Origin of the sequence: Ventosimonas gracilis (genome assembly GCF_001580025.1) — a bacterium.
GTDB classification, from domain to species: Bacteria; Pseudomonadota; Gammaproteobacteria; order Pseudomonadales; family Pseudomonadaceae; genus Ventosimonas; species Ventosimonas gracilis.
Window position 1 is genome coordinate 53990 of sequence record NZ_LSZO01000217.1, and the last position, 22372, is coordinate 76361.

25 protein-coding genes and 1 pseudogene are annotated in these 22372 nt (G+C 53.6%); 12 read left to right on the forward strand and 14 right to left on the reverse strand.

The annotated features are described in order from the left end of the window. Window positions 1–73 precede the first annotated feature (73 nt). The 12 genes and pseudogenes from AXE65_RS12600 (at window position 74) to AXE65_RS12645 (ending at window position 8571) form a co-directional block, all read left to right on the forward strand. On the forward strand, window positions 74–478 hold the full coding sequence (locus AXE65_RS12600; RefSeq protein ID WP_068393159.1) for an ATP synthase subunit I: 405 nt from the start codon (window positions 74–76) through the stop codon (window positions 476–478). Window positions 479–515: 37 nt separating this feature from the next. Beyond that, on the forward strand, window positions 516–1385 hold the full coding sequence (gene atpB, locus AXE65_RS12605) for a F0F1 ATP synthase subunit A (RefSeq protein ID WP_068393162.1): 870 nt from the start codon (window positions 516–518) through the stop codon (window positions 1383–1385). A gap of 75 nt (window positions 1386–1460) precedes the next feature. Next, on the forward strand, window positions 1461–1718 hold the full coding sequence (gene atpE / locus AXE65_RS12610) for a F0F1 ATP synthase subunit C (RefSeq protein WP_068393165.1): 258 nt from the start codon (window positions 1461–1463) through the stop codon (window positions 1716–1718). A gap of 48 nt (window positions 1719–1766) precedes the next feature. Then, the gene (locus AXE65_RS12615) at window positions 1767–2237 is read left to right on the forward strand and encodes a F0F1 ATP synthase subunit B (RefSeq protein ID WP_068393168.1); all 471 of its coding nucleotides are present in this window, start codon (window positions 1767–1769) and stop codon (window positions 2235–2237) included. Between the two features lie 9 nt (window positions 2238–2246). Next, window positions 2247–2783 (forward strand): F0F1 ATP synthase subunit delta, encoded by a 537-nt coding sequence (locus tag AXE65_RS12620; protein WP_068393170.1) that lies wholly within the window; start codon window positions 2247–2249, stop codon window positions 2781–2783. Between the two features lie 38 nt (window positions 2784–2821). Then, the gene (atpA, locus tag AXE65_RS12625) at window positions 2822–4366 is read left to right on the forward strand and encodes a F0F1 ATP synthase subunit alpha (RefSeq protein ID WP_068393172.1); all 1545 of its coding nucleotides are present in this window, start codon (window positions 2822–2824) and stop codon (window positions 4364–4366) included. 29 nt (window positions 4367–4395) lie between these two features. Beyond that, window positions 4396–5256, forward strand: coding sequence for a F0F1 ATP synthase subunit gamma (atpG, locus tag AXE65_RS12630; RefSeq protein WP_068393176.1), 861 nt, complete (start codon window positions 4396–4398; stop codon window positions 5254–5256). Between the two features lie 26 nt (window positions 5257–5282). Further along, window positions 5283–6659: a F0F1 ATP synthase subunit beta gene (gene atpD / locus AXE65_RS12635; protein ID WP_068393179.1), complete on the forward strand. Its 1377-nt coding sequence runs from the start codon at window positions 5283–5285 to the stop codon at window positions 6657–6659. A 64-nt stretch (window positions 6660–6723) separates the two neighbouring features. Then, window positions 6724–7149 (forward strand): F0F1 ATP synthase subunit epsilon, encoded by a 426-nt coding sequence (locus AXE65_RS12640; protein WP_068393181.1) that lies wholly within the window; start codon window positions 6724–6726, stop codon window positions 7147–7149. A 38-nt stretch (window positions 7150–7187) separates the two neighbouring features. Then, window positions 7188–7682, forward strand: a complete 495-nt coding sequence (locus tag AXE65_RS13665; RefSeq protein ID WP_153015475.1) for a hypothetical protein — start codon at window positions 7188–7190, stop codon at window positions 7680–7682. Window positions 7683–7893: 211 nt separating this feature from the next. Next, a pseudogene (locus AXE65_RS14230) lies at window positions 7894–8084 on the forward strand (F0F1 ATP synthase subunit epsilon); the annotation flags it as partial. Between the two features lie 28 nt (window positions 8085–8112). Further along, window positions 8113–8571, forward strand: a complete 459-nt coding sequence (locus AXE65_RS12645) for a hypothetical protein (protein WP_153015476.1) — start codon at window positions 8113–8115, stop codon at window positions 8569–8571. 64 nt (window positions 8572–8635) lie between these two features. On the opposite strand, the gene lipA is transcribed toward AXE65_RS12645, so the two are convergent. From lipA to aspA, 14 genes are all read right to left on the reverse strand, one after another. Beyond that, window positions 8636–9619 (reverse strand): lipoyl synthase, encoded by a 984-nt coding sequence (gene lipA / locus AXE65_RS12650; protein WP_068393187.1) that lies wholly within the window; start codon window positions 9617–9619, stop codon window positions 8636–8638. Continuing rightward, window positions 9616–10260, reverse strand: a complete 645-nt coding sequence (lipB, locus tag AXE65_RS12655) for a lipoyl(octanoyl) transferase LipB (RefSeq protein ID WP_068393190.1) — start codon at window positions 10258–10260, stop codon at window positions 9616–9618. The genes lipA and lipB overlap by 4 nt, the downstream gene beginning before the upstream one ends. Then, window positions 10260–10526, reverse strand: coding sequence for a DUF493 family protein (locus AXE65_RS12660; RefSeq protein ID WP_068393193.1), 267 nt, complete (start codon window positions 10524–10526; stop codon window positions 10260–10262). The genes lipB and AXE65_RS12660 overlap by 1 nt, the downstream gene beginning before the upstream one ends. Then, window positions 10526–11734 carry a D-alanyl-D-alanine carboxypeptidase family protein gene (locus AXE65_RS12665; RefSeq protein ID WP_068393196.1) on the reverse strand — a complete coding sequence of 403 codons (1209 nt, stop codon included), beginning with the start codon at window positions 11732–11734 and terminating at the stop codon, window positions 10526–10528. Before AXE65_RS12665 ends, AXE65_RS12660 begins: the two co-directional genes overlap by 1 nt. A 33-nt stretch (window positions 11735–11767) precedes the next feature. Beyond that, the gene (locus AXE65_RS12670; protein ID WP_068393199.1) at window positions 11768–12697 is read right to left on the reverse strand and encodes a septal ring lytic transglycosylase RlpA family protein; all 930 of its coding nucleotides are present in this window, start codon (window positions 12695–12697) and stop codon (window positions 11768–11770) included. A 2-nt stretch (window positions 12698–12699) separates the two neighbouring features. After that, entirely contained in the window at window positions 12700–13680 is a 981-nt protein-coding gene (gene mltB, locus AXE65_RS12675) for a lytic murein transglycosylase B (RefSeq protein ID WP_068393202.1), read from the reverse strand. After that, window positions 13680–14834 (reverse strand): rod shape-determining protein RodA, encoded by a 1155-nt coding sequence (gene rodA / locus AXE65_RS12680; RefSeq protein ID WP_068393205.1) that lies wholly within the window; start codon window positions 14832–14834, stop codon window positions 13680–13682. Before rodA ends, mltB begins: the two co-directional genes overlap by 1 nt. Beyond that, window positions 14831–16750 carry a penicillin-binding protein 2 gene (gene mrdA, locus AXE65_RS12685; RefSeq protein ID WP_068393208.1) on the reverse strand — a complete coding sequence of 640 codons (1920 nt, stop codon included), beginning with the start codon at window positions 16748–16750 and terminating at the stop codon, window positions 14831–14833. The genes rodA and mrdA overlap by 4 nt, the downstream gene beginning before the upstream one ends. A 10-nt stretch (window positions 16751–16760) precedes the next feature. After that, entirely contained in the window at window positions 16761–17228 is a 468-nt protein-coding gene (rlmH, locus tag AXE65_RS12690) for a 23S rRNA (pseudouridine(1915)-N(3))-methyltransferase RlmH (RefSeq protein ID WP_068393212.1), read from the reverse strand. A 24-nt stretch (window positions 17229–17252) separates the two neighbouring features. Then, complete coding sequence (gene rsfS / locus AXE65_RS12695; RefSeq protein ID WP_068393215.1) at window positions 17253–17606, reverse strand: ribosome silencing factor; 354 nt, start codon at window positions 17604–17606, stop codon at window positions 17253–17255. A gap of 12 nt (window positions 17607–17618) precedes the next feature. After that, window positions 17619–18263 (reverse strand): nicotinate-nucleotide adenylyltransferase, encoded by a 645-nt coding sequence (nadD, locus tag AXE65_RS12700; RefSeq protein ID WP_068393242.1) that lies wholly within the window; start codon window positions 18261–18263, stop codon window positions 17619–17621. Further along, window positions 18256–19521 (reverse strand): glutamate-5-semialdehyde dehydrogenase, encoded by a 1266-nt coding sequence (locus AXE65_RS12705; RefSeq protein WP_068393218.1) that lies wholly within the window; start codon window positions 19519–19521, stop codon window positions 18256–18258. Before AXE65_RS12705 ends, nadD begins: the two co-directional genes overlap by 8 nt. Before the next feature lie 328 nt (window positions 19522–19849). After that, window positions 19850–20818, reverse strand: a complete 969-nt coding sequence (locus AXE65_RS12710) for an asparaginase (protein ID WP_068393221.1) — start codon at window positions 20816–20818, stop codon at window positions 19850–19852. Between the two features lie 2 nt (window positions 20819–20820). Continuing rightward, entirely contained in the window at window positions 20821–22239 is a 1419-nt protein-coding gene (gene aspA / locus AXE65_RS12715) for an aspartate ammonia-lyase (protein ID WP_068393224.1), read from the reverse strand. Window positions 22240–22372: the final 133 nt, after the last annotated feature.

Sequence of the window (22372 nt, forward strand, 5' to 3'; positions counted from 1 at the left end):
GGCAAACACAGCACATACAGCTACAACACATAAGTTTTTTACGAGATCAGGCAGGACGCAAGGACAAAAATAAATGCAAACACAAAGCCAAGGCATAGAAAGTTCAAGGCTTGCACGGGTTTTATTGACGACCCAGTGTTGCGTTTTTGTACTGGCCTGCTTGTTGCTGTGGCAGTTTTCGGGAGAGGTCGCGGGAAAATCAGCACTGCTGGGCGGGTTGATTGCGTTTTTACCGGCGCTTTATTTTTGTCTTAAAACGCTGCGCTTTAACCCCAATCATGAGGCGCGGCAAATTGTCCGCTCGTTTTACCGCGCCGAAGCAGGCAAACTTATTCTGGCTGCCGCGCTGTTTGCGCTGGTATTTGCCAAAGTAAAATCCGTGGATGCCGCCGTTTTGTTTGCGGTATTTTTTTGTACCCAGTTAAGCGGCAGCTTTGCGCCGATTTTTATAAAAACGGCAAAAGCATCCAAGGCATAAGCACTATTTAAACTTTAAGGCCAGTTTTGAGGCAAAAATGGCAGAACAAAGCGCATCAGGCTATATCCAGCACCATCTGTCCAATCTCACCTTTGGCAAGCATGCCGACGGTAGTTGGGGCTTTGCCCATACCGCCGAGCAGGCCAAAGAAATGGGTTTTTGGGCGTTTCATGTCGATACCATCGGCTGGTCGGTGGTATTGGGATTGGTCTTTATCCTGCTGTTTCGCGCAGCCGCCAAAAAAGCCACATCCGCTACGCCCGGCGGCTTGCAAAACTTTGTTGAAGTGCTGATCAGCTTTGTCGATACCAGCGTTAAAGACAGCTTTCACGGCAAAAGCCCGGTGATTGCCCCGCTTGCGCTCACCATTTTTGTCTGGGTTTTCTTGATGAACCTGATGGACTTGGTGCCGGTTGATTTTATTCCGGTGCTGGCCGCCAAAGTCGCCGGTGACGAGCATTTGTTCTTCCGCGTGGTATCCACTACCGACCCGAATGCCACCTTAGGCATGGCGCTTTCGGTATTTGGCTTGATTATTTTCTACAGCATTAAAGTCAAAGGCTTCGGCGGCTTTCTCGCAGAACTCACGCTGCATCCTTTTGGCAGCAAAAACAAACTGCTACAAGCGCTGTTAATACCGGTCAACTTCTTGCTCGAATTTGTTACGCTGATTGCCAAACCGGTATCGCTCGCGCTGCGACTGTTCGGCAATATGTATGCCGGCGAATTGATTTTTATCCTGATAGCGGTCATGTTCGGCAGCGGTATTTTCCTGTTGAGCGCTTTAGGTATTGTACTTAACTGGGCTTGGGCGGTATTTCATATCCTGATTATTACCCTGCAAGCCTTTATTTTTATGATGCTGACCATTGTTTATCTATCAATGGCGCATGAAGATAATCACTAAATCCCCGCTGTTTTTTATTGAAGTGCTTTAATAAAAAACAGTATTTGCAAATGATATAACCCCGTCGGAGGAAAGATGGAAACTGTAGTTGGAATGACCGCAATCGCCGTTGCCCTGTTAATTGGCTTGGGTGCCTTGGGTACTGCCATTGGCTTTGGTTTGCTCGGTGGCAAGTTTTTGGAAGGCGCCGCGCGCCAGCCGGAAATGGTGCCCATGCTGCAAGTGAAGATGTTTATCGTCGCCGGTCTGCTCGATGCCGTGACCATGATTGGTGTAGGTATTGCGCTGTTTTTCACCTTCGCCAACCCGTTTGTGGGTCAGGTTGCAGGCTAACCTCGCGCTGATTTTGGCAATAAACCAACCAACCCGCGAGGTGCTGCTGTGAACATAAACGCCACTTTGATTTTTCAAGGCATAGCGTTCTTTATCTTTGTCGTCTTTTGCATGAAATTTATCTGGCCGCCGGTTATCCGTGCACTGGAAGAAAGGCAAAAGAAGATCGCCGAAGGATTGGACGCCGCCAATCGCGCCGAGCGCGACTTGGATTTGGCGAAAGAAAAAATAACCGGCCAGTTGCGCGAGGCCAAAGAGCAGGCGGCTGAAATTATCGAGCAGGCGAAAAAGCGCGCCTCTGTCATGGTCGACGAAGCCCGCGAACAGGCCAAAGTTGAAGCCGAGCGCGTTAAAACGCAGGCCAGGGCGGAAATCGAGCAGGAAGTTGCCGCCATTAAAGAGGCGCTGCGTGTACAACTGGGTGCTTTAGCGGTCAGCGGGGCAGAAAAAATCCTCGGGAAGGCCGTTGATGCCAAGGCACACGACCAACTGCTGGGTCAGCTGGCGGCGCAGATTTAAGGAACGGTTATGGCAGAGCTTTCCACATTGGCGCGGCCTTATGCCAAAGCCGCTTTTGTGCATGCTAAAGCGGCGGCGCAACTTTCTGCTTGGTCTGCCATGTTGCAACTGGCGGCGCAACTTGCAAGCGATGCAAAAGTTAAGGCTTTGCTGAGTTCACCTGAGCGTAGCAGCGGCTTAAAAGCCGCGCAGTTTAATCAGGTGGCCGCCGAGGCTTTCGATCAAGCGCAGCAAAACTTTATTGGCGTACTGGCTGAAAACCGCCGCCTGTTACTGCTGCCACAAATTTATGAGCAGTTTGAACAGTACCGTGCTGAACAGGAAAAATCGCTCGATGTGCAAGTTATTAGTGCTTTTGCACTTGATGATGCACAACAAGAGCAGCTTAAAAGCGCACTCAGCAAACGCCTTGCGCGTGAAATACGCCTTGAGTTGGTCTTGGATAAAAGTCTGATTGGCGGCGTGTTAATTAAAGCCGGTGATACGGTTATCGATGGCTCAATACGTGGCAAGCTGGAAAAACTGGCCGAAGCATTAAAATCCTAACAGCCAATAGAAGGCTTTAGCGAAGGGGCAACTACACCATGCAGCAACTTAATCCCTCTGAAATTAGCGAAATTATTAAAGGTCGCATTGAAAATCTCGATGTGACCGCGCAGCCTCGTAATGAAGGCACCATTGTTTCCGTATCGGACGGAATCGTGCGTATTTATGGTCTGGCCGATGTGATGTATGGCGAGATGATTGAATTTCCTGGTGGCCTTTATGGCATGGCGCTTAACCTGGAACGCGATTCCGTTGGCGCGGTGGTGCTGGGTAATTATTTAAATCTGGCCGAAGGGCAAAGCGCCAAATGCACCGGCCGTATTCTGGAAGTTCCGGTGGGCCCTGAACTTTTGGGTCGCGTGGTGGATGCGCTGGGCAATCCGATTGACGGCAAAGGCGCGATTAATGCCAAACTGACCGACGCGGTAGAAAAAGTCGCCCCCGGGGTTATCTGGCGTAAATCGGTAGACCAGCCGGTGCAGACCGGTTACAAGTCGGTTGACTCGATGATTCCGATTGGCCGTGGTCAACGCGAGTTGATTATTGGCGACCGCCAAATTGGTAAAACCGCGCTCGCCGTTGATGCCATCATTAACCAGAAAAACAGTGGCATTAAATGCGTTTATGTAGCGATTGGTCAGAAACAATCCACCATTGCCAACGTGGTGCGCAAGTTGGAAGAACACGGTGCACTGGAAAACACCGTCGTGGTCGCAGCTTCCGCTTCTGAATCCGCCGCATTGCAATACCTTGCGCCTTATTCCGGTTGCACCATGGGCGAATACTTTCGCGATCGTGGCGAAGATGCGCTGATTATTTATGACGACCTCTCCAAACAAGCGGTGGCTTATCGGCAGATTTCCCTGCTGCTGCGCCGCCCGCCGGGTCGTGAAGCCTATCCGGGTGACGTGTTCTATCTCCACAGCCGCCTGCTGGAACGCGCCTCGCGTGTTTCTGCCGACTATGTGGAAAAGTTCACCGGCGGTGAAGTTAAAGGCAAAACCGGTTCATTAACCGCACTGCCGATTATTGAAACCCAAGCCGGTGACGTTTCTGCATTTGTTCCCACCAACGTGATTTCCATTACCGACGGACAGATTTTCCTTGAATCGTCCATGTTTAACTCCGGCATTCGTCCGGCGGTTAACGCCGGTATTTCGGTATCGCGTGTCGGTGGTGCGGCGCAGACCAAAATCATTAAAAAACTGTCCGGCGGTATTCGTACTGCTCTGGCGCAGTACCGCGAGCTTGCCGCCTTTGCGCAGTTTGCCTCGGATTTGGATGAAGCCACGCGCAAGCAGCTTGACCACGGTCAGCGTGTGACTGAACTGATGAAGCAAAAGCAATATGCGCCAATGAGCACGGCAGAAATGACGGTTTCCCTTTATGCAGCTGAGCGCGGTTACTTAACCGACGTGGAGGTTAATAAAGTAGGTGCTTTTGAAACTGCGTTGCTTGCTTGGTTTAATCATGAACAGGCCGATTTGCTCGCAAAAATCAACGAAAAAGGCGATTTTAACGACGAAATAGACGCAGCGCTAAAAGCGGCTTTCGATCAGTTCAAGGCCACGCAAAGCTGGTAAGGCCGTTTAACCTTTAAGGCAGATGTCATATGGCAGGCGCAAAAGAGATACGCGGCAAAATCGCCAGCATTAAAAGCACGCAAAAAATCACCAACGCCATGGAAAAGGTGGCGGTGAGCAAAATGCGCAAGGCGCAGCAGCGCATGGCCGCCGGTCGTCCATACGCGCAGCGCATCCGTCAGGTTATCGGCCACTTGGCTAACGCCAATCCGGAATACCGTCATCCGTTTATGCAAGCGCGCGAAGTTAAACGCGCAGGCTATATCGTGGTGACTTCCGACCGTGGGCTGTGCGGTGGTTTAAATACCAATCTGCTGAAACTTCTGGTCAAGGACATGCGCGAGCAGCATGAGGCAGGGGTGGAAGTCGATTTATGCGTTATCGGCAGTAAAGGGGCGGCGTTTTTCCGCAACTTTGGCGGCAATGTGGTTGCCGCTATCAATCATTTAGGCGAAGCTCCGGCGATTAACGATTTGATTGGCAGCGTTAAAGTTATGCTCGATGCTTATCTGGATAAACGTATTGACCGGCTTTCTTTGGTATCGAACAAGTTTGTCAATACCATGATTCAGCAGCCGTCGATTGAACCTTTAGTGCCGCTGCCGAAAACCGATGAGCAGGAATTAAAACACCACTGGGATTATATCTACGAGCCAGATGCCAAGCCTTTATTGGATGGTTTAATGGTGCGTTATATTGAATCCCAGGTTTATCAAGCGGTGGTGGAAAATAACGCCGCCGAACAAGCCGCGCGTATGGTTGCCATGAAAAACGCTACAGAAAACGCCGGTAACTTAATCAGTGAACTGCAACTGATTTATAACAAGGCGCGGCAAGCGGCCATTACCCAGGAAATTTCAGAAATCGTCGGCGGCGCGGCGGCGGTTTAAGCACAAATTGGTCAGAGGAAACCCTAATGAGTAGCGGACGTATCGTACAAATCATCGGCGCGGTTATCGACGTAGAGTTTGCGCGCGAAGCCGTGCCGAATGTTTACGACGCACTGAAAGTACAAGGTATTGAAACCACGCTGGAAGTTCAGCAGCAATTGGGCGACGGCGTGGTACGCTCGATTGCTATGGGTTCGACCGAAGGATTAAAACGCGGTCTTGAGGTAGTTAATACCGGTAAGGCCATTGCTGTTCCGGTCGGTACGGCAACGCTCGGGCGGATTATGGATGTACTGGGTAATCCGATTGACGAAGCAGGCCCGATTGGCGAAGAAGAGCGCTGGGAAATCCACCGCGCCGCGCCTTCGTATTCCGAACAGGCCGGTGGCAATGAACTGCTGGAAACCGGCATTAAGGTGATTGACCTCGTTTGTCCGTTTGCCAAGGGCGGTAAAGTCGGCCTGTTCGGCGGTGCCGGTGTGGGTAAAACCGTCAATATGATGGAACTTATCCGCAATATCGCCATTGAGCACAGTGGTTATTCGGTATTTGCCGGTGTGGGCGAGCGTACCCGTGAGGGCAACGACTTCTACCATGAAATGAAAGACTCCAACGTTTTGGATAAAGTGGCACTGGTTTACGGGCAGATGAACGAGCCGCCGGGCAACCGTCTGCGTGTAGCCTTGACCGGTCTGACCATGGCAGAAAAATTCCGCGACGAAGGTCGTGACGTACTGCTGTTTATCGACAATATCTACCGCTACACGCTGGCCGGTACTGAAGTATCGGCACTGCTTGGACGCATGCCATCGGCGGTAGGCTATCAGCCGACCTTGGCCGAAGAAATGGGCGTATTGCAAGAGCGCATTACTTCCACCAAAAAAGGCTCGATTACCTCCATCCAGGCGGTTTATGTACCGGCGGATGACCTTACCGACCCCAGCCCGGCGACTACCTTTGCCCACTTGGACGCAACCGTCGTACTGTCACGCGACATCGCTTCGCTTGGGATTTATCCGGCGGTAGACCCGCTCGATTCCACTTCGCGCCAGCTCGATCCGCTGGTGATAGGCCAAGAACATTACGAAGTCGCCCGTGGCGTGCAATACGTGCTGCAACGTTACAAAGAACTGAAAGACATCATCGCTATTTTGGGTATGGACGAACTGTCCGAGGACGACAAACTGCTGGTGGCTCGCGCCCGTAAAATTCAGCGCTTCTTGTCGCAGCCGTTCTTTGTTGCCGAGGTCTTTACCGGCTCGCCCGGCAAATACGTATCACTAAAAGATACCATTGCTGGCTTTAACGGAATCTTGAAAGGTGAATACGACCATCTGCCGGAACAGGCGTTTTATATGGTCGGCGGTATTGATGAAGTCATCGAGAAAGCCAAGAAACTCTAAATCCTGATATGCCACCGCCGTATCAACGGCGGTGGCAAAGGAAACATCTAACAGAGGTGCAACTATGGCTATTAGCGTTCACTGTGACATCGTCAGTGCCGAAGGCGAGATTTTCTCTGGATTGGTCGAAGGGTTAATTGCCCACGGCAATTTAGGCGACCTCGGTATTCACCCCGGTCATGCGCCGCTTATTACCGACTTAAAACCGGGTCCGGTTCGCTTAACCAAATCCGGCGGCGAAGAAGAAGTGTTTTATATCTCTGGTGGTTTTTTGGAGGTGCAGCCCAGCATGGTAAAAGTGCTGGCCGATACCGCCGTTCGCGCCAGCGATATTGACGAAGCCGCTGCGCAAGAAGCATTAAAAGCCGCTGAACAGGCGTTAAATGAAAAAGGCGCGGAGTTTAACTACGGCTCAGCCGCCGCGCATTTGGCAGAAATCGCCGCGCAGCTTCGTACCGTTCAGCAATTGCGTAAAAAATATGGAAGTTAAATCAGTGTAAAAACTGTAAACCAATACGAGGAATAATAATGAAAACGCCTGAGCGTCGTTCGATTAAACCCTCCCTTTTGCTTTTTACCCTGACGGCTGGTTTATTAACAGGCTCGCCGTCTTACGCAAAAGTTCCGGGCTGTTCTGATCAAGCAGCACACAATTTGCTAATAAAAATAGCCCTTGATTCTTATAAGTACATGAAACAGGACCCGGAAAGACATCGGCTCTCTATTACTACAATCAGAACGCGCAGTACCGACGATAAAACGGGTGCGCATGAATGTGCAGCTAATTTTGTTATTACCAATCCTGAAAATGGTAAGTGGTACAGCATCCCCATCACTTATTTAATAGAGCGTTTGGATAATTCCCCAGACTCTATTCACGTGGAAGTAGAAAATTTACAAGCAGGGGTTCGCCGAGCACTGCTTTGGAGCTATGTGGAAGACCCAATAGAAATAACCCCAACCCCATGTTCAGAAGCTGAGTCTAAATCAAGCTGGATAGGGAAGAATCCTTGTAATGATTAGCCCTCTCCCGCAAGCGGGAGAGGGGAGTAAAGCGTTAATCTATACCCATCTTTGTCCGTGTACTTGTGGTCGGCGTGGTAGGAGGAGCGCACCGGTAAGCCGGGGCGACGTTTTTATTCCATTTCGCGTTAAAAACATGAATAATTCGACTCGGAGCGCATCCGAAGAATCTGGCATGGCCTTTGATTATTAATTCAGTTTCTAACGCTAATTAGAATTAAAGCCATCATTTACCGCCGTTCGCGCCAGCGATATTAATGAAGCCGCCGCGCAAGAAGCATTAAAAGCGGAGCAGGCGCGGCGTTTAACAGCGGCTCAGCTTTTGCGCACTTGGCAGAAAGCGCCGCGCAGCTTCGTACCGTTCAGCAATTGCGTAAAAATATGGAAGTTAAATCAGTGTAAAATCTGTAAGCCAATACGAGGAATAACAGTGAAAAAGCCTAGCGTCCGTTCGATTAAATCCTCCCTTTTGCTTTTCACTCTAACAGCCAGTTTATTAGCCGGTTGTTCACCGCCTAAAGTTCCTGGCTGTACTGATCAAGCAGCACATAATCTGCTAATGAAAGTAGCCTTTGATGTTTATAAGGGTCTGAATCATGACCCAGAAAGACATCAGCAAAGTATTACTTCCGTCAGAACGCGCAGTACCAACGATAAAACGGGTGCGCATGAATGTGCAGCTGATTTTATTATTACCAATCCGAAAAATAATAAGTCGGCTAGTGTTCCCTTCACTTATTTAATAGAGCGCTTGGATAATTCCCCAGACTTGGTGAAGGTGGAAGCAGACGGTTTAAAAACAGGGGTTTACCGCGTACTGTTTCTGCTTCAGGTAGATGACCTGCCAGAAGCGCCTCCATCTAAGGGATGGAGAATAGAGTCCAAATAAGGGCTGAAGTAGATTAACGGTACTTTATTTCCCCTCTCCCGTAAGCGGGAGAGGGATAAAAGCGTTAAGCCGTACCCAGTTTTTGTCCGTGCGCTTGTTGGTCGGCGTGGTAGGAGGAGCGCACCAGTGGGCCTGAGGCGACATTTCTAAAGCCCATCATTTGCCCTTGTTCGGCAAACCAAGCAAAGGTATCGGGATGGACAAAGCGCTGTACCGGCAGATGGTTGCGTGAAGGTTGCAGGTATTGCCCCAGCGTCAACATATCAATGTCGTGCTCGCGCATACGCTGCATCACTTCGATGACTTCGTCATCGGTTTCACCGAGTCCCAGCATCAGGCCGGATTTGGTGGGGATATGCGGCACAAGCTGTTTAAACTTTTGCAGCAAATCCAGCGACCATTCAAAGTCCGAGCCCGGGCGCGAGGCGCGGTACAGCCTGGGTACGGTTTCCAGATTGTGGTTAAACACATCGGGCGGCTCGGCGGCGGTTATCTCAAGCGCAATATCCATACGACCGCGATAATCCGGAACCAAGGTTTCCAGCTGTACATGGGGTGAGAGTTTGCGGATTTCTCGCAGGCAGTCGGCAAAGTGTCCGGCGCCGCCGTCGCGCAAATCGTCGCGGTCTACCGAGGTAATCACCACGTATTTCAAGGCTAAATCGGCAATGGCGGTGGCGAGGTTTTTCGGCTCTTCGCGATCTAAAGGTTTGGGTCTACCGTGGCCGACATCGCAGAACGGGCAGCGTCTGGTGCAGATGTCGCCCATTATCATAAAAGTCGCCGTGCCACCGGAAAAACACTCGCCAAGGTTCGGGCAAGAGGCTTCTTCACAGACGCTGTGCAAACGGTGCTTGCGCAGGAGTTGTTTAATGCGCTCAACTTCCGGCGAGAGCGGAATGCGCACGCGAATCCAGTCCGGTTTTTTCGGCAGCACTTCGGTCGGGATAACTTTTACCGGTATCCGCGCGACTTTTTCCGCCCCGCGCAGTTTGCTGCCGGGTTCGAGTTTGGCCGGTTTAACCGGCGCTTGTGCTGTCTGGCTCATAGGGATAGCGCCTCGCCCAAGATGATTTGTGGGTAGCCGAGCGTAGCGGCAAGCTGCGAGCACAGTTTGCTTGAGACTTCGGCCATATCGATTAAAGGAATAAAGTCTTGCATTTGCGTGATGCGAAGTCCCTGGTAGCCACAAGGATTGATGCGGGAAAAGGGTTCTAAGTCCATCGCCACATTAAGCGCTAATCCATGAAACGAGCAGCCGCGACGGATACGCAGTCCAAGCGAGGCGATTTTTGCATCATCAACATAAACCCCAGGTGCCCCGGCTTTAGTTTGTGCGCTGATGCCGTAGCTTGCCAGCAGCGCCATCAAGCTGCACTCCATCTGCCTCACTAAATCACGCACGCCTTTGGCTTTGCGGCGGATATCCAGCAATAAATAAGCGATTAACTGGCCGGGGCCGTGATAGGTGACTTGCCCGCCACGGTCAACCTTAATCAGCGGAATATCGCCGGGGGCAAGCAGATGTTCGAGTTTTCCCGCTTGCCCCAAGGTAAATACCGGCGCATGTTGCAGCAGCCAGAGTTCATCACTGTTTTGCCCGGTGCGCGTATCGGTAAAGCGTTGCATGGCCTGCCAGACTGGAAAATAATCGTGCAGACCCAGCTCGCGGACAATCAATTCGTCCACTAGAGCACCATCTGCACGCGGCCAGTGGCGCGTAGTGCTTCATTGAGTGTTTTAAGTTGCGCGCTACCGGTCGCAACAATGGCGATTTGCAGGCTTTGGAAGCGCCCGTTTTTGCTTGGTCGGCTTTGCAGACGGCTGCCATCGGCAAGCCTTGCATGCTGCTGGACGATTTGCAGCACTAAAGCGGCAAAATCCTCCCCGCTGTCGCCGATGACCTTAATCGGGTAGTACGGACAGGGAAATTCGATTTTCGGCGCCGGGCTCATCAGCTAAATAGCCCGCGGAAGAATAAAACGATGCCGTCCCAAAGCCTACCCAGCAGGCTACCTTGGGGAGCGGCTTCAAGCGCGACCAAGTCGGCGCTTTTGATCAGCTTGCCGTCCGATTCGATGTGCAGTGTGCCGATTTTCTGCCCCTTATCAATGGGTGCGATAAGCGGGTCATCAAGCTGTATTTTCTCGCTAAAGGCGCTGCCTTTAGGCAGGCTAATGGCGAGGTCTTCGGCAACGCCTGCTTTAACTTGGTTGGCTGCGCCTTTCCATAAGCGAGCCTCGGTCAGTGCTTCGCCGGCCGGATGCAGGTTGCGCGTTTCAAAAAAGCGAAAGCCGTAGGTCAGTAGTTTTTGCACTTCGGCGGCGCGGACTTTTTCGTTGCGGCTGCCCAGCAGCACGGCAATCAGCCTGGTATCGTCACGTATGGCCGAGGCGACCAAGCAGTAACCGGCTCGTTCGGTGTGGCCGGTTTTCAGCCCGTCCACGCTTTCATCCTGCCAGAGCAGCAGGTTGCGGTTACTTTGTTTGATGCCGCCAAAGGTAAATTCCTTTTTTGAATAGAGTGCGTAATGGGTTTGGTTTTCAAAAATAATCGCGCGTGCCAGCAAGGCAAGGTCGCGGGCACTGGAGTAATGCACCAGTGGCGGATTGTCTTTGACTTCTTCTTCGGCGGGCGGCAGGCCCGTGGCGTTTTTAAAGTGGGTATTGTTCATGCCCAACTTTTGCGCGGCCTGGTTCATTAAATCGGCGAAGGTTTCTTCACTGCCAGCGATATGTTCGGCCAGAGCAATGCTGGCATCATTGCCGGACTGGATGATAATGCCGTGCAGCAAATCACTGACGCTGACTTGTTTGCCGACTTCGATAAACATTTTCGAACCGCCGGTACGCCAGGCTTTTTCGCTGACGCGCACCCTATCTTGCTCGCCAATGCGACCGCCGTCGATTTCCAGTGTGCCGATATAGGCGGTCATCAGTTTGGTCAAACTGGCCGGGGATAAACGCTCATCGGCGTTTTCAGCCACCAATACATTGCCGCTTTTGGCATCCATTAACAGCCAAGCCTTACCGGCCAGTTGAGGTGGGGCGGGGATGGGTTGAGCGTTGGGGATGGGTTGTTGTTGCGCGAAAACCCATCCACTTAACAACAAAATCAGTGTGACGAGGGCGGTGGCAAAGGATTTAGTCAAAAAGCTATTCATGGGTTACTCAAAACATAAGCGGTGGGATTTGGCCTATGGCCGAACCACCAGCGGGAGACCAAGCCCCAGCCGCTCTACTTCCTGCTGAAGCCGCTTTGCATCATCCAGATGAGGGATTGGCCCCAAACGAATGCGATGCAGAATTTGTCCATCGATGGCGAGCGGACTGATAAAGATGGGTACAGACAGACTCTGGCTTAGCCTCTGCTTCAGTTGTTCGGCAGTTTGAAGACTTAAGAAGGCGGCTACCTGGAGATACAGGCCAGAGGCTTCGTGCAGATTTTTTTTTGCACCGTAATCAGGCGTGTGGGCAGCGACTTGCGCCGCATCGGGCGCGTCGTTTGCCGCCACCTTGGGCAACACCAAACGGCCATGTTTGGCCTGCCACTGTTTGGGGTCAATCACTTCCACCTGCACACGAGCAACACCGTCTTCGGCATAGCCGAGTTTCATGGCCGCGCCGTAGGAGAGGTCAATAATGCGGTCGGAATGAAACGGGCCGCGGTCATTGACGCGCAAAATCACGTTCTTGCCGTTGGCAAGATTGGTGACGCGCACATAAGACGGCAGCGGCAAGGTTTTGTGGGCAGCGGTCATGCCGTACAAATCGAAAATCTCGCCGTTGGAGGTCTGCTTGCTGTGAAACTGCGTGCCGTACCAAGAGGCCAGACCCACTTCGCGGTAATTAAGCGAGGCGGGTACGGAAAGTGGGTAGTAAGTTTTACCAAAGACTTGATAAGGCGCATTTTTGTAGGTGCCGTTGTGCGGCTGTGGTACGGCATCGGGGATTTTGGCAACGTCTACCTGCCAGTCGGGTTTACCGTCTTGTTGCGGACGCTTGAAATCCGCCGGGCTGGAAAGCGTATCTCCCTTGCGGATAGGTTCAGGGCTGTGATGAACACAGGCGGCCAGTAATAAAAAAAGCGCACTGGCACTCAGCCATAGGCACGGTTGGGCTCGCATACTTAAGGAGGGCTCCGTGTGTTTAGCAGGACTTCAGACAGTTGGTACACAGCCAGCGCGTACATGTTGCTGCGATTATAGCGGGTGATGACGTAAAAGTTCGGCAAACCCAGCCAATATTCCGCACCTTCTTGACCTTGCAGGCGAAAAGCGCTTAAGCGCAAATCCTTATCCCAAGAGCCATCGACCTCCCAGCCCAGTTGGATGAGTTCGGCGACACTACGCTCTGGCTCAAGTCCCGAACTTAAAGCCAGGTCGGCTTGTTCGCCAAGCCCAAAAACCCGTTCGGCAACCGCCGAATCGGCCGTCCAGCCGTGCTGCTTAAAGTAGTTGGCGACACTGCCTATGGCGTCACCTGGATTGTTCCAAATGTCGATTTTGCCGTCGCCGTCAAAATCCACCGCAAAGGCGCGAAAGCTGCTTGGCATAAATTGCGGCAGTCCCATGGCTCCGGCGTAAGAGCCTTTGAGGGATAGCGCATCGAGTTGTTGCTCGCGCACCATCAGCAGAAATTCTTTTAATTCCTTGCGAAAAAACACCTCGCGCGGCGGAAAGTCAAAAGCGAGTGTGGCGAGCGCATCGAGTACGCGATAGCGACCCATATTGCCGCCGTAGGAAGTCTCCACTCCGATAATGGCAACGATAATTTGCGCCGGTACGCCGTACTCGCGTTCGGCGCGTTCAAGCGCGCCGGCGTTTTTTGCCCAAAAACTGACGCCCCCGGCAATACGGAGCGGGTTGACGAAGGTTGGGCGATAGTCTTTCCACTGGCTGACTTTTTCCGCAGGGCGAGCAATGGCATCGAGGATGCTTTGTTGTTTATTCACCTTGGCAAAGAGTTGTTCCAGTTGTTCGGCTAAAAAGCCGTGTTCCTGTTGCATTTCGCCAATAAAAACGCGCAGTTTTTCACTGTTTTGATAATCGCCCGCCAGCGCGTTGCCAAAAAGGGCAGTCAATAACAGGATTAAGCGGATATTCCTCATCACTCCGATACCATCCATTTGCGGTGGGTGTGAATACCCATTAACAGGCCAAAACCTATCATCAGGGTGACCAAGTGAGTGCCACCGTAGCTGATAAAAGGCAGCGGTACGCCAACCACCGGCAAAAGGCCGCTAACCATGCCGATATTGACAAAAACATAAACAAAAAAGGTCAGCGTAAGGCCAGCGGCGAGCAGTTTGCCGAACAGGGTTTGCGCTTTAACGGCAATGATCAGGCCGCGTGCAATCAGCAGTAAATAACAAAACAGCAACAGACTAATGCCCACCAGGCCAAACTCCTCGCCAAGGACGGCAATGATAAAGTCTGTGTGGCTTTCCGGCAAAAAATCCAGGTGCGACTGCGTACCGGCCAGCCAGCCTTTGCCAAAGATACCACCAGAACCTATCGCGGCTTTCGATTGGATGATGTTCCAGCCGCTGCCTAACGGGTCGGATTCTGGGTCAAGAAAGGTCAATACGCGGCGCTTTTGGTAGTCATGCATGACAAACTGCCACATAAACAGCGCGGCCGGAACCGCCGCCGCCACGGCGCTGATAATCCAGCGCCAGCGAAGTCCAGCGGCAAACAAAACAAAGAGTCCAGATGCCAAAATCAGCAGCGCGGTGCCCAGATCCGGCTGGCGTACGACCAGCACAAAGGGCGCGGCGAGTAGCCCCAAGGAAACCATCACTTGCTTGAGTGTGGGCGGCAGGCTGTTTTGCGACAGGTACCAAGCAATGGTCGCGGGCATAAGGATTTTCATCAGTTCCGCCGGTTGAAAGCGTGGCAGGCCGGGGATGGCAATCCAGCGCGTGGCACCCATTGCGTTATGCCCCATGATGTCCACTACCACCAAAAGGGCAAGGCCGATGCCATAGGCGGGCAGTATCCAACGCATTAAATCACGCGGGTCAAACTGCGCAATCATCCACATGCAGACTAGTCCCAAGGCAAACGAGCCACTTTGTCTGAGCAGCATGTCCATATGGCGGCTGCTGGCCGAATAGAGAATAAACAGGCTGCTCACGCCTAACAGCAGTATCAGCAGCAGTAAAATCGGGTCGATATGTAGACGTTGTGACAGTGACCCGCGGCGGCTCCGCAGCGCTTCGGCATCGGTTGCAGGCAATTGGCGGGTAAATTCGCGGCTCATGGCGCGGCGACCGGTTTTTGCAGCGCGAGCGGCGCGCTGGGGGGGCTGCGGTAGGCGGCTTTAAGCTGGCCGTCGTCGCCTAAAAGCCAGGCATCGAGCACTTCTTTGACCACGGGCGCTGCGACGCGCGAGCCGGATTCGCCGTTTTCTACCATCACGGCGACCACCAATTGCGGGTTTTCTGCCGGGGCAAAGGCGACAAACAGCGCGTGGTCGCGGTGCCGTTCGGCGACTTTGCTGCTTTGATAGCGCTCGCCCTGGCGAATGCCGACCACTTGTGCGGTGCCGCTTTTTCCGGCGATACGGTAAGCGGCGGTTGCGCCCACGCGCTGCGCGGTGCCGCCGGGTGCGTGCACCACTTGTACCATGCCGGAACGCGCCAAGTCCCAGAAGGCCGGGTTATGCAGCTTAATATCCGCTGGCGGGTTGCTGTCTTGTGGCGGCTGCCCACCGATGCTTTTAGCCAGATGCGGACGTATCCATTTGCCTTTGGCAGCAATGAGCGCGGTCGCTTGCGCCAGTTGCAAGGGAGTGGCTTGTACATAGCCTTGGCCGATACCGGCGATCAGCGTCTCGCCCGGGTACCAGGGCTGGTTGTAGCGCGCGCGTTTCCATTCTCTTGATGGCATAAGACCTGTGGATTCTTCAAATAAATCCAGCGCGACTTTCTGCCCAAAGCCAAATTGGCTCATATAGCGGTGCATGCGGTCGATACCGAGTTTATTGGCCAAGTCGTAAAAATAGGTGTCGTTAGAGCGCATGATGGCACGCTCCAGACTCACCCAGCCGTCGCCGCTGCGGTTCCAGTTGCGGTATTGGTGGGAAACCCCTGGAAGTTGAAAAAATCCCGGGTCAAATACGCGGCTTTGCGCGGTAATCACCCCGGCATCAAGCGCCGATACCGCCATCATCGGCTTGATCGTCGAGCCAGGCGGGTAGCGCCCGCGCAGAATGCGGTTAAACAAGGGATGGTCGTCGGAATCGCGCAGTTTCGCGTAAGCGGCAAAGCTGATGCCGCTGACAAAGGGATTGGGGTCAAAGGCGGGCTGGCTGACCATAGCCAGCAGCTCGCCACTATTCGGGTCAAGCGCGACCACCGCGCCGCGCCTGCCGCCAAGAGCCTGTTCGGCGGCTTGCTGCAAGGCGCTGTCCAGCGTTAATACCAGGTTTTTCCCCGGCACCGGCGGTGTACGTTTAAGCACGCGCATCACTCGCCCACGGGCGTTGGTTTCCACCTCTTCATAACCGACCTGGCCATGCAGTTCATCCTCATAAAAGCGCTCAATGCCGGTTTTACCGATATGGTGCGTGCCGCTGTAGTTGGTTGGGTCGATGGTTTTTAGCTCTTGCTCGTTAATCCGCCCGACATAGCCTATTGAATGGGCAAAGTGCTCTTTTTGTGGGTAGTAGCGCACCAGTTCCGCGCTGACCTCAACCCCGGGCAGACGAAATTGATTGACCGCTATCAGCGCGATTTGCTCTTCGCTTAAGTTGTACAAAATGGGGACGGCTTCAAACGGTCTGCGGCCACGTGCCAGGCGTTTGTCCAGCTGCTCGCGCTCTTCGGCCGATAAGGCAAACAGTTCGGCGATGCTGTCTAAAATCGGCGGCACTTGCTGCGAGGCGCCTACCCGCTCGCGGGTTAAAGTCAAGCTGAAGCTGGGGCGGTTTTCCGCTAGAAGCAGACCGTTCCGGTCGTAAATCAGCCCGCGACTGGGGGCAATTGGCTGCACGTGGATACGATTGTTTTCCGCCAAAGTCGAGTGGTAGTCGTACTGAATAACCTGCAAATGGTACTGGCGCGCAATCAGCAGGGCGCTCAGCAGCACAATGACCAGCGCCCCAATGGCAATGCGCCACCGTACCAAGCGGCTGCTGCTTTGGTAGTCCTTAAGCGGAATGGGGCGGTGAGACATGGCGGCTGGGCTAGCGATGATAGGGATGACCGGCTATCCGCGTCCACGCGCGGTAAAGCTGCTCAGCCAGCACAATGCGTACCAAAGGGTGCGCGAGCGTTAATTTGGACAGCGACCAACGCGCGTCGCTGCGGGCACAGACTTCGCCAGCAAGTCCTTCCGGGCCGCCGATTAAAAAGTTCACGACGCGCGTTTGTTCGCGCCAGCTTTGAAGGTTTTGCGCGAGCTGTTCGGTGCTCCAAGACGCGCCCTGTACTTCCAAAGTAATACGTTTTTCACCGGCGGCCATTTTGCTTAGCATCTGCTGCCCTTCTTTTTGCATCAGGCGGGCAATATCGGCGTTTTTACTGCGTGTTCCCAGCGGGATTTCTACCAATTGCAGCGAAAATTCTGCGGGCATGCGCTTGGCGTATTCAGCAAAGCCTTGTTCGACCCAGACAGGCATTTTGCTGCCAACGGCAATGACGCGCAGTAGCATACGGATTGACTCCAAACGCCGTCATTATTCAGAAACGCTGGCGCTGCGCTTTTGCTCAGCGCCTTGCCATAGGCGTTCCAGGTCATAAAACTCGCGGGTCTGTGCCTGCATCACATGCACCAGCAGATCGCCCATATCGAGTAGCGCCCATTCGCCGCCATCGAGACCCTCGCTACCCAGCGGGCGTACACCTTGTTCTTTAAATTTTTCCAGCACGTGTTCGGCCAGCGCTTTGACTTGACGGCTGGAGGTACCGCTGGCGATGAGCATGTAGTCGGTCACGCTGGTTTTATCGCGCACATCAATGCTGACGATATTTTGTGCTTTTAGGTCTTCCAGCGCGTTTTGGGCTAACTGGAGCATTTGTTCACTTTGCATAACATCCTCGGTTCAAACAGTGGCACGGTACAACTCGTGCCTTTGGATATAGTCCAGCACAGGCTTTGGCAGCAGGTAGCGTACAGAGCGCCCATCAAAGAGCCTGGTGCGGATTTGTGTGGCAGACAGCGCAAAGGCGGTCGGCTGGATAAAGGCGATTTTTCCGCGGCCTTCGCTAAGCTCTGTGGGATCAGTGACGGTACGCTGTTTGAGCAGTTCACGCAGCTTATCCGGCATCGGCTGCGGATTTTGCGGGCGCTGCCAAACCAGCAAATGACACAGCTTGAGAATGTCATCAAAGCGATGCCAGCTTGGCAGGCCATAAAAAGCATCTTCGCCCAGTAGCCAAAACAGCAGGGTATTTTCGCCTATCTCGCGGCGAATAGCCTCAATCGTGTCGATACTATAAGAGGGCGCAGCACGATGCAGTTCGCGCTCATCGGCGATTAACCTTGGCTCGTCCGCTACCGCCAGTTGCAGCATGGCCAGGCGGTGCGCGGCGCTTGCCAGTGGCGGCTGGCGGTGCGGCGGGTTGGCACAGGGCAGCAGGCGTACTTCGTCCAAGCTTGCCTGTTCAGAGGCTTCCAGCGCCGCTTGCAGGTGGGCCAGGTGTATCGGGTCAAAGGTGCCGCCGTACAGGCCGATGCGTTTAGCCACGGATATGGCCATCGCCCAGCACGATGTATTTTTCGCTGGTAAGCCCTTCAAGGCCGACCGGCCCGCGCGCGTGTAGTTTGTCGGTGGAAATGCCAATTTCTGCGCCTAAACCGTATTCAAAGCCATCGGCAAAGCGGGTGGAGGCATTGACCATCACCGAACTGGAATCCACCTCAGTCAAAAAGCGCCGCGCATGGCATAGGTTTTCGGTAACGATGGCATCGGTATGCTGCGAGCCATAGTGGTTGATATGATCAATGGCTTCATCCAATGAGGTGACTATGCGAATGGACAAAATCGGTGCGTTGTATTCGCTTTGCCAGTCTTCTTCAGTCGCGGCCTTAATGTCCTCGCCCAGCAACGCACAGGTCGCCGCGCAACCGCGTAGTTCTACCCTCTTTTGCCGATAAATGTCCGCAAGCGGCACCAGCACATCGGCGGCAATGGTCTGATGCACCAGCAGGGTTTCCATCGTATTGCAGGGCGAAAAACGCTGGGTTTTGGCGTTATCAGCTATTTTGATGGCTTTATCAATATCCGCTGCCTGGTCGATATAAACATGGCAAATGCCGTCCAAGTGCTTGATAACCGGCACTTTGGCTTCGTCACTGATGCGGGCAATCAGACTCTTGCCGCCGCGCGGGACAATCACATCGACAAATTCCGCCATTTGAATCAGCGCACCCACTGCCGCGCGGTCAGTGGTTTGCACCAGTTGCACGGCAGCTTCCGGCAGCCCGGCTTCGCGCAAGCCTTGAGCAATGCAGGCGGCAATAAATTGGTTGGAATGGATGGCTTCCGAGCCGCCGCGCAAAATGGCGGCGTTGCCGGATTTAAGGCAAAGGCTCGCCGCATCGATGGTCACATTCGGGCGTGACTCATAAATAATGCCGATAACCCCCAGCGGTACGCGCATTTTGCCGACCTGGATACCCGACGGCAGGTAGCGCATATCACGAATCGCGCCCACAGGTTCTGGTAGTGCAGCCACTTGGCGTAGCCCTTCAATCATCTCGTCAATGCGCGCCTGGTTAAGTTCCAGCCGGTCGAGCAATGCGCTATCTAAGCCATTGGCCAGGCCTTGGGTCATATCCTTGGCATTGGCCGTAAGCAATGTATCTCGCGCGGCATTTAAGGCGCTGCCAATGGCTGCCAGCGCCTGATTTTTTTGTGCGATTGGCGCACGCGCCAATTCGCGCGAAGCACTACGCGCGGCGCGACCCAGTGTATGGATGTAGTTAATAACGGATTCGCTCATGTGCGGCTACCTGAGCTTGGAAAAATTGGAGAAAGTCGAGTAAGGATAAAGCCTTTTCGAGAGCCGACCTATCAATGGCTGCACAGGGTGCATGTATGAAGCTAATGGTGGCAATCAGGGTGCAATAGTACCCGATTATCCAAGTTATCGCTGCCGACTTGTGAGCGCTGGACGAGCGAATTTAAACCATTGCTGCGGCAATGCTTCAACAGGTCGGAAAGTTTGCAGGATGGGAAGGCTGAGGCAAGGATAAACAGGAAATAAAAGGCCAAACGATTTGTGGCAAACCGTAGAAAGTTTAAATTTCGATAGTGGCCGACCAACTTTATTAAGCCAATTCGCCGCACAGGTTTTTATTGATCCAGTATTTAGTTTCTTCTAGTGAAAGTCCCGCCCCAAGCAGGGCAAATAATTTGCCCAGTGCCGCCTCGCGCCCTAGATTACTGCCGCTGATAACACCGGCCTGCTGCAAGCTTTGGCTTGCGGCATACTGCGTTAAATCCACTTGTCCGTGCGGGCATTGGCTGATGGCGAGCAGCAGTACACCTTGCTGGCTCGCCTGCGCCAGTTCGGCGAGCAAGTCTGCATCTTCTGGCGCGGTGCCGCTGCCGTAGCATTCGATAATCAGCGCTTTTATCCCGCTACTCAGTACGGCGCGCAAAGTGGCAGGGGAAAGGCCGGGGTAAAGCGGTTGTATGGCAATGGGTAGGGGCTTGCGAGGGGTTTGGTAGTTGAGTGCGGGCGGGATGGGCGAAAGCGCTGCATTAAACAGGCAAGGCCGTTCGGCAAAGGCTTGCAGGTGAGTGCTGCTTTGTTTGTAGACCCTTGCGCCTTTCAGCAGTTGTTGCTGGAAGTACAGCCAAACGCCGGACGGAACACCCGCCTGCAAGATCCGCAGTGCGCCCAATAGATTGTCCCAGGCGTCGGTTTTCGGGGCATCGGCGGGCAGCATGGAGCCGCTTAGCAGTACCGGCTGCGGCAAATCCATCAGCAGAAAACTTAACGCGGCGGCGCTGTAGGCCATGCTGTCGGTGCCGTGCAGCAGTAGCGCCGCGTTGCAGTGCTCTTCGATTAAGCCGTCAACGATTAAGTCGCGCAGCTTAAGCCAGTGGGCAGGCTGGATATTGGCGCTGTCTATCGGCTTATCCAGCTCGCGCCAGCGCCATTGCACTAGCGCTTCGCCGGTTTTTTGCTGTTGCGCGCGCAAGCGTTCGGCAAATCCACCGCTGGCGGTTAGGCCGTTTTCGGTGGACTGCATGCCGATAGTACCGCCGCTGTAAACAATCAGAACCTTCATCGTTACAGGGGAAGCAAGCGCGGCGCGGTCATATGTTCTGGCCTTAGAATGTCGGCAAGGGTGGCCTCATCCAGCAGGTTCTCCTCGCGCACCAGTTCGAGCACGCCGCGCCCTGTTTCGAGCGCAAGCTTGGCAATGCGCGTGGAGTTTTCGTAGCCAATCCAAGGGTTTAGCGCGGTGACAAGACCAATGGAGTTTTCCACCAGTTCACGGCAATGCGCCTCATTGGCGGTAATGCCCTCAATGCACAGGCTGCGCAGCATATCCATTGCCCGCGATAGCAGGCCGATGGAGTCGAAAATCTTGTAGGCAATCAAAGGTTCCATCACATTCAATTGCAACTGCCCGCCTTCTGCCGCTAGCGTTAATGCAAGGTCATTGCCGATAACCTCAAACGCCACTTGGTTGACCGCCTCCGGGATCACCGGATTGACCTTGCCCGGCATGATGGAGCTGCCCGGCTGGCGCGGCGGCAGGTTGATTTCGTTAATGCCGGTACGCGGGCCGGACGAGAGCAGGCGTAAATCGTTGCAGATTTTCGACAGTTTGACCGCCAAGCGTTTGAGCATGCCGGAAAACAGCACAAACGCACCCATATCGGAAGTCGCCTCAATCAAATCCGCTGCGGGCACTAATGGATGACCGCTAATTGCAGCAAGGCGCTGCACCGCGAGTTTTTGGTAGTTGGGGTCGGCATTGATGCCGGTGCCAATCGCCGTGCCGCCCAAGTTGACCTCGGTCAGCAGGGTAGGGGCGAGCATTTTCAGATGCTGCAAATCCTCGCCCAGTGTGGTGGCAAAGGCGTGAAACTCTTGCCCCAGCGTCATCGGCACCGCGTCCTGCAATTGTGTGCGCCCCATTTTTAAGATATGGGCAAAGGTGCTGGCTTTATCTTTTAGTGCATCAATCAAGCCGGATAAGCGATTAAGCAGACTGTCATGTCCCAGCAGCAGGCCGACGCGAATGGCCGTCGGGTAAGCATCGTTGGTCGATTGCGCCATATTTACATGGTTGTTCGGGTGCAGGTGCTGATAGTCACCCTTGGCATGCCCCAAGCTTTCCAGCGCGATATTGGCGATCACCTCATTGGCATTCATATTGGTGGAGGTACCCGCGCCGCCTTGAATCATGTCCACCACAAATTGCTCGTGGAACTCGCCGCCAATAATTCGCTCGCACGCTTGGACAATGGCGCGGTGCTTATCTTTCGGCAAATGCCGAAGCTCACAATTGGCATCGGCGGCGGCCTGTTTCACCATGGCGAGCGCAATCACCAACTTGGGATAGTGCGAAAGCACCACGCCGGATAAATGAAAATTCTGCACCGCGCGCAGTGTTTGAATGCCGTAATAAGCTTCCATCGGCACCTCAAGCGTGCCGAGCAGGTCTTTTTCAAGGCGGGTGGTTTGTTGTTGGGGCATCTTGGATTGTTTCCTGCCAGAGAGGGATTAAATAAGGGTCTGTTCCCGCTTCAAACGTGGCCGCGACGGAGCCAGATTTTGCGCGCAGCAAGGCGCGAGGAGAGAAATTTGCTCATGCAAATGAACGACGAGC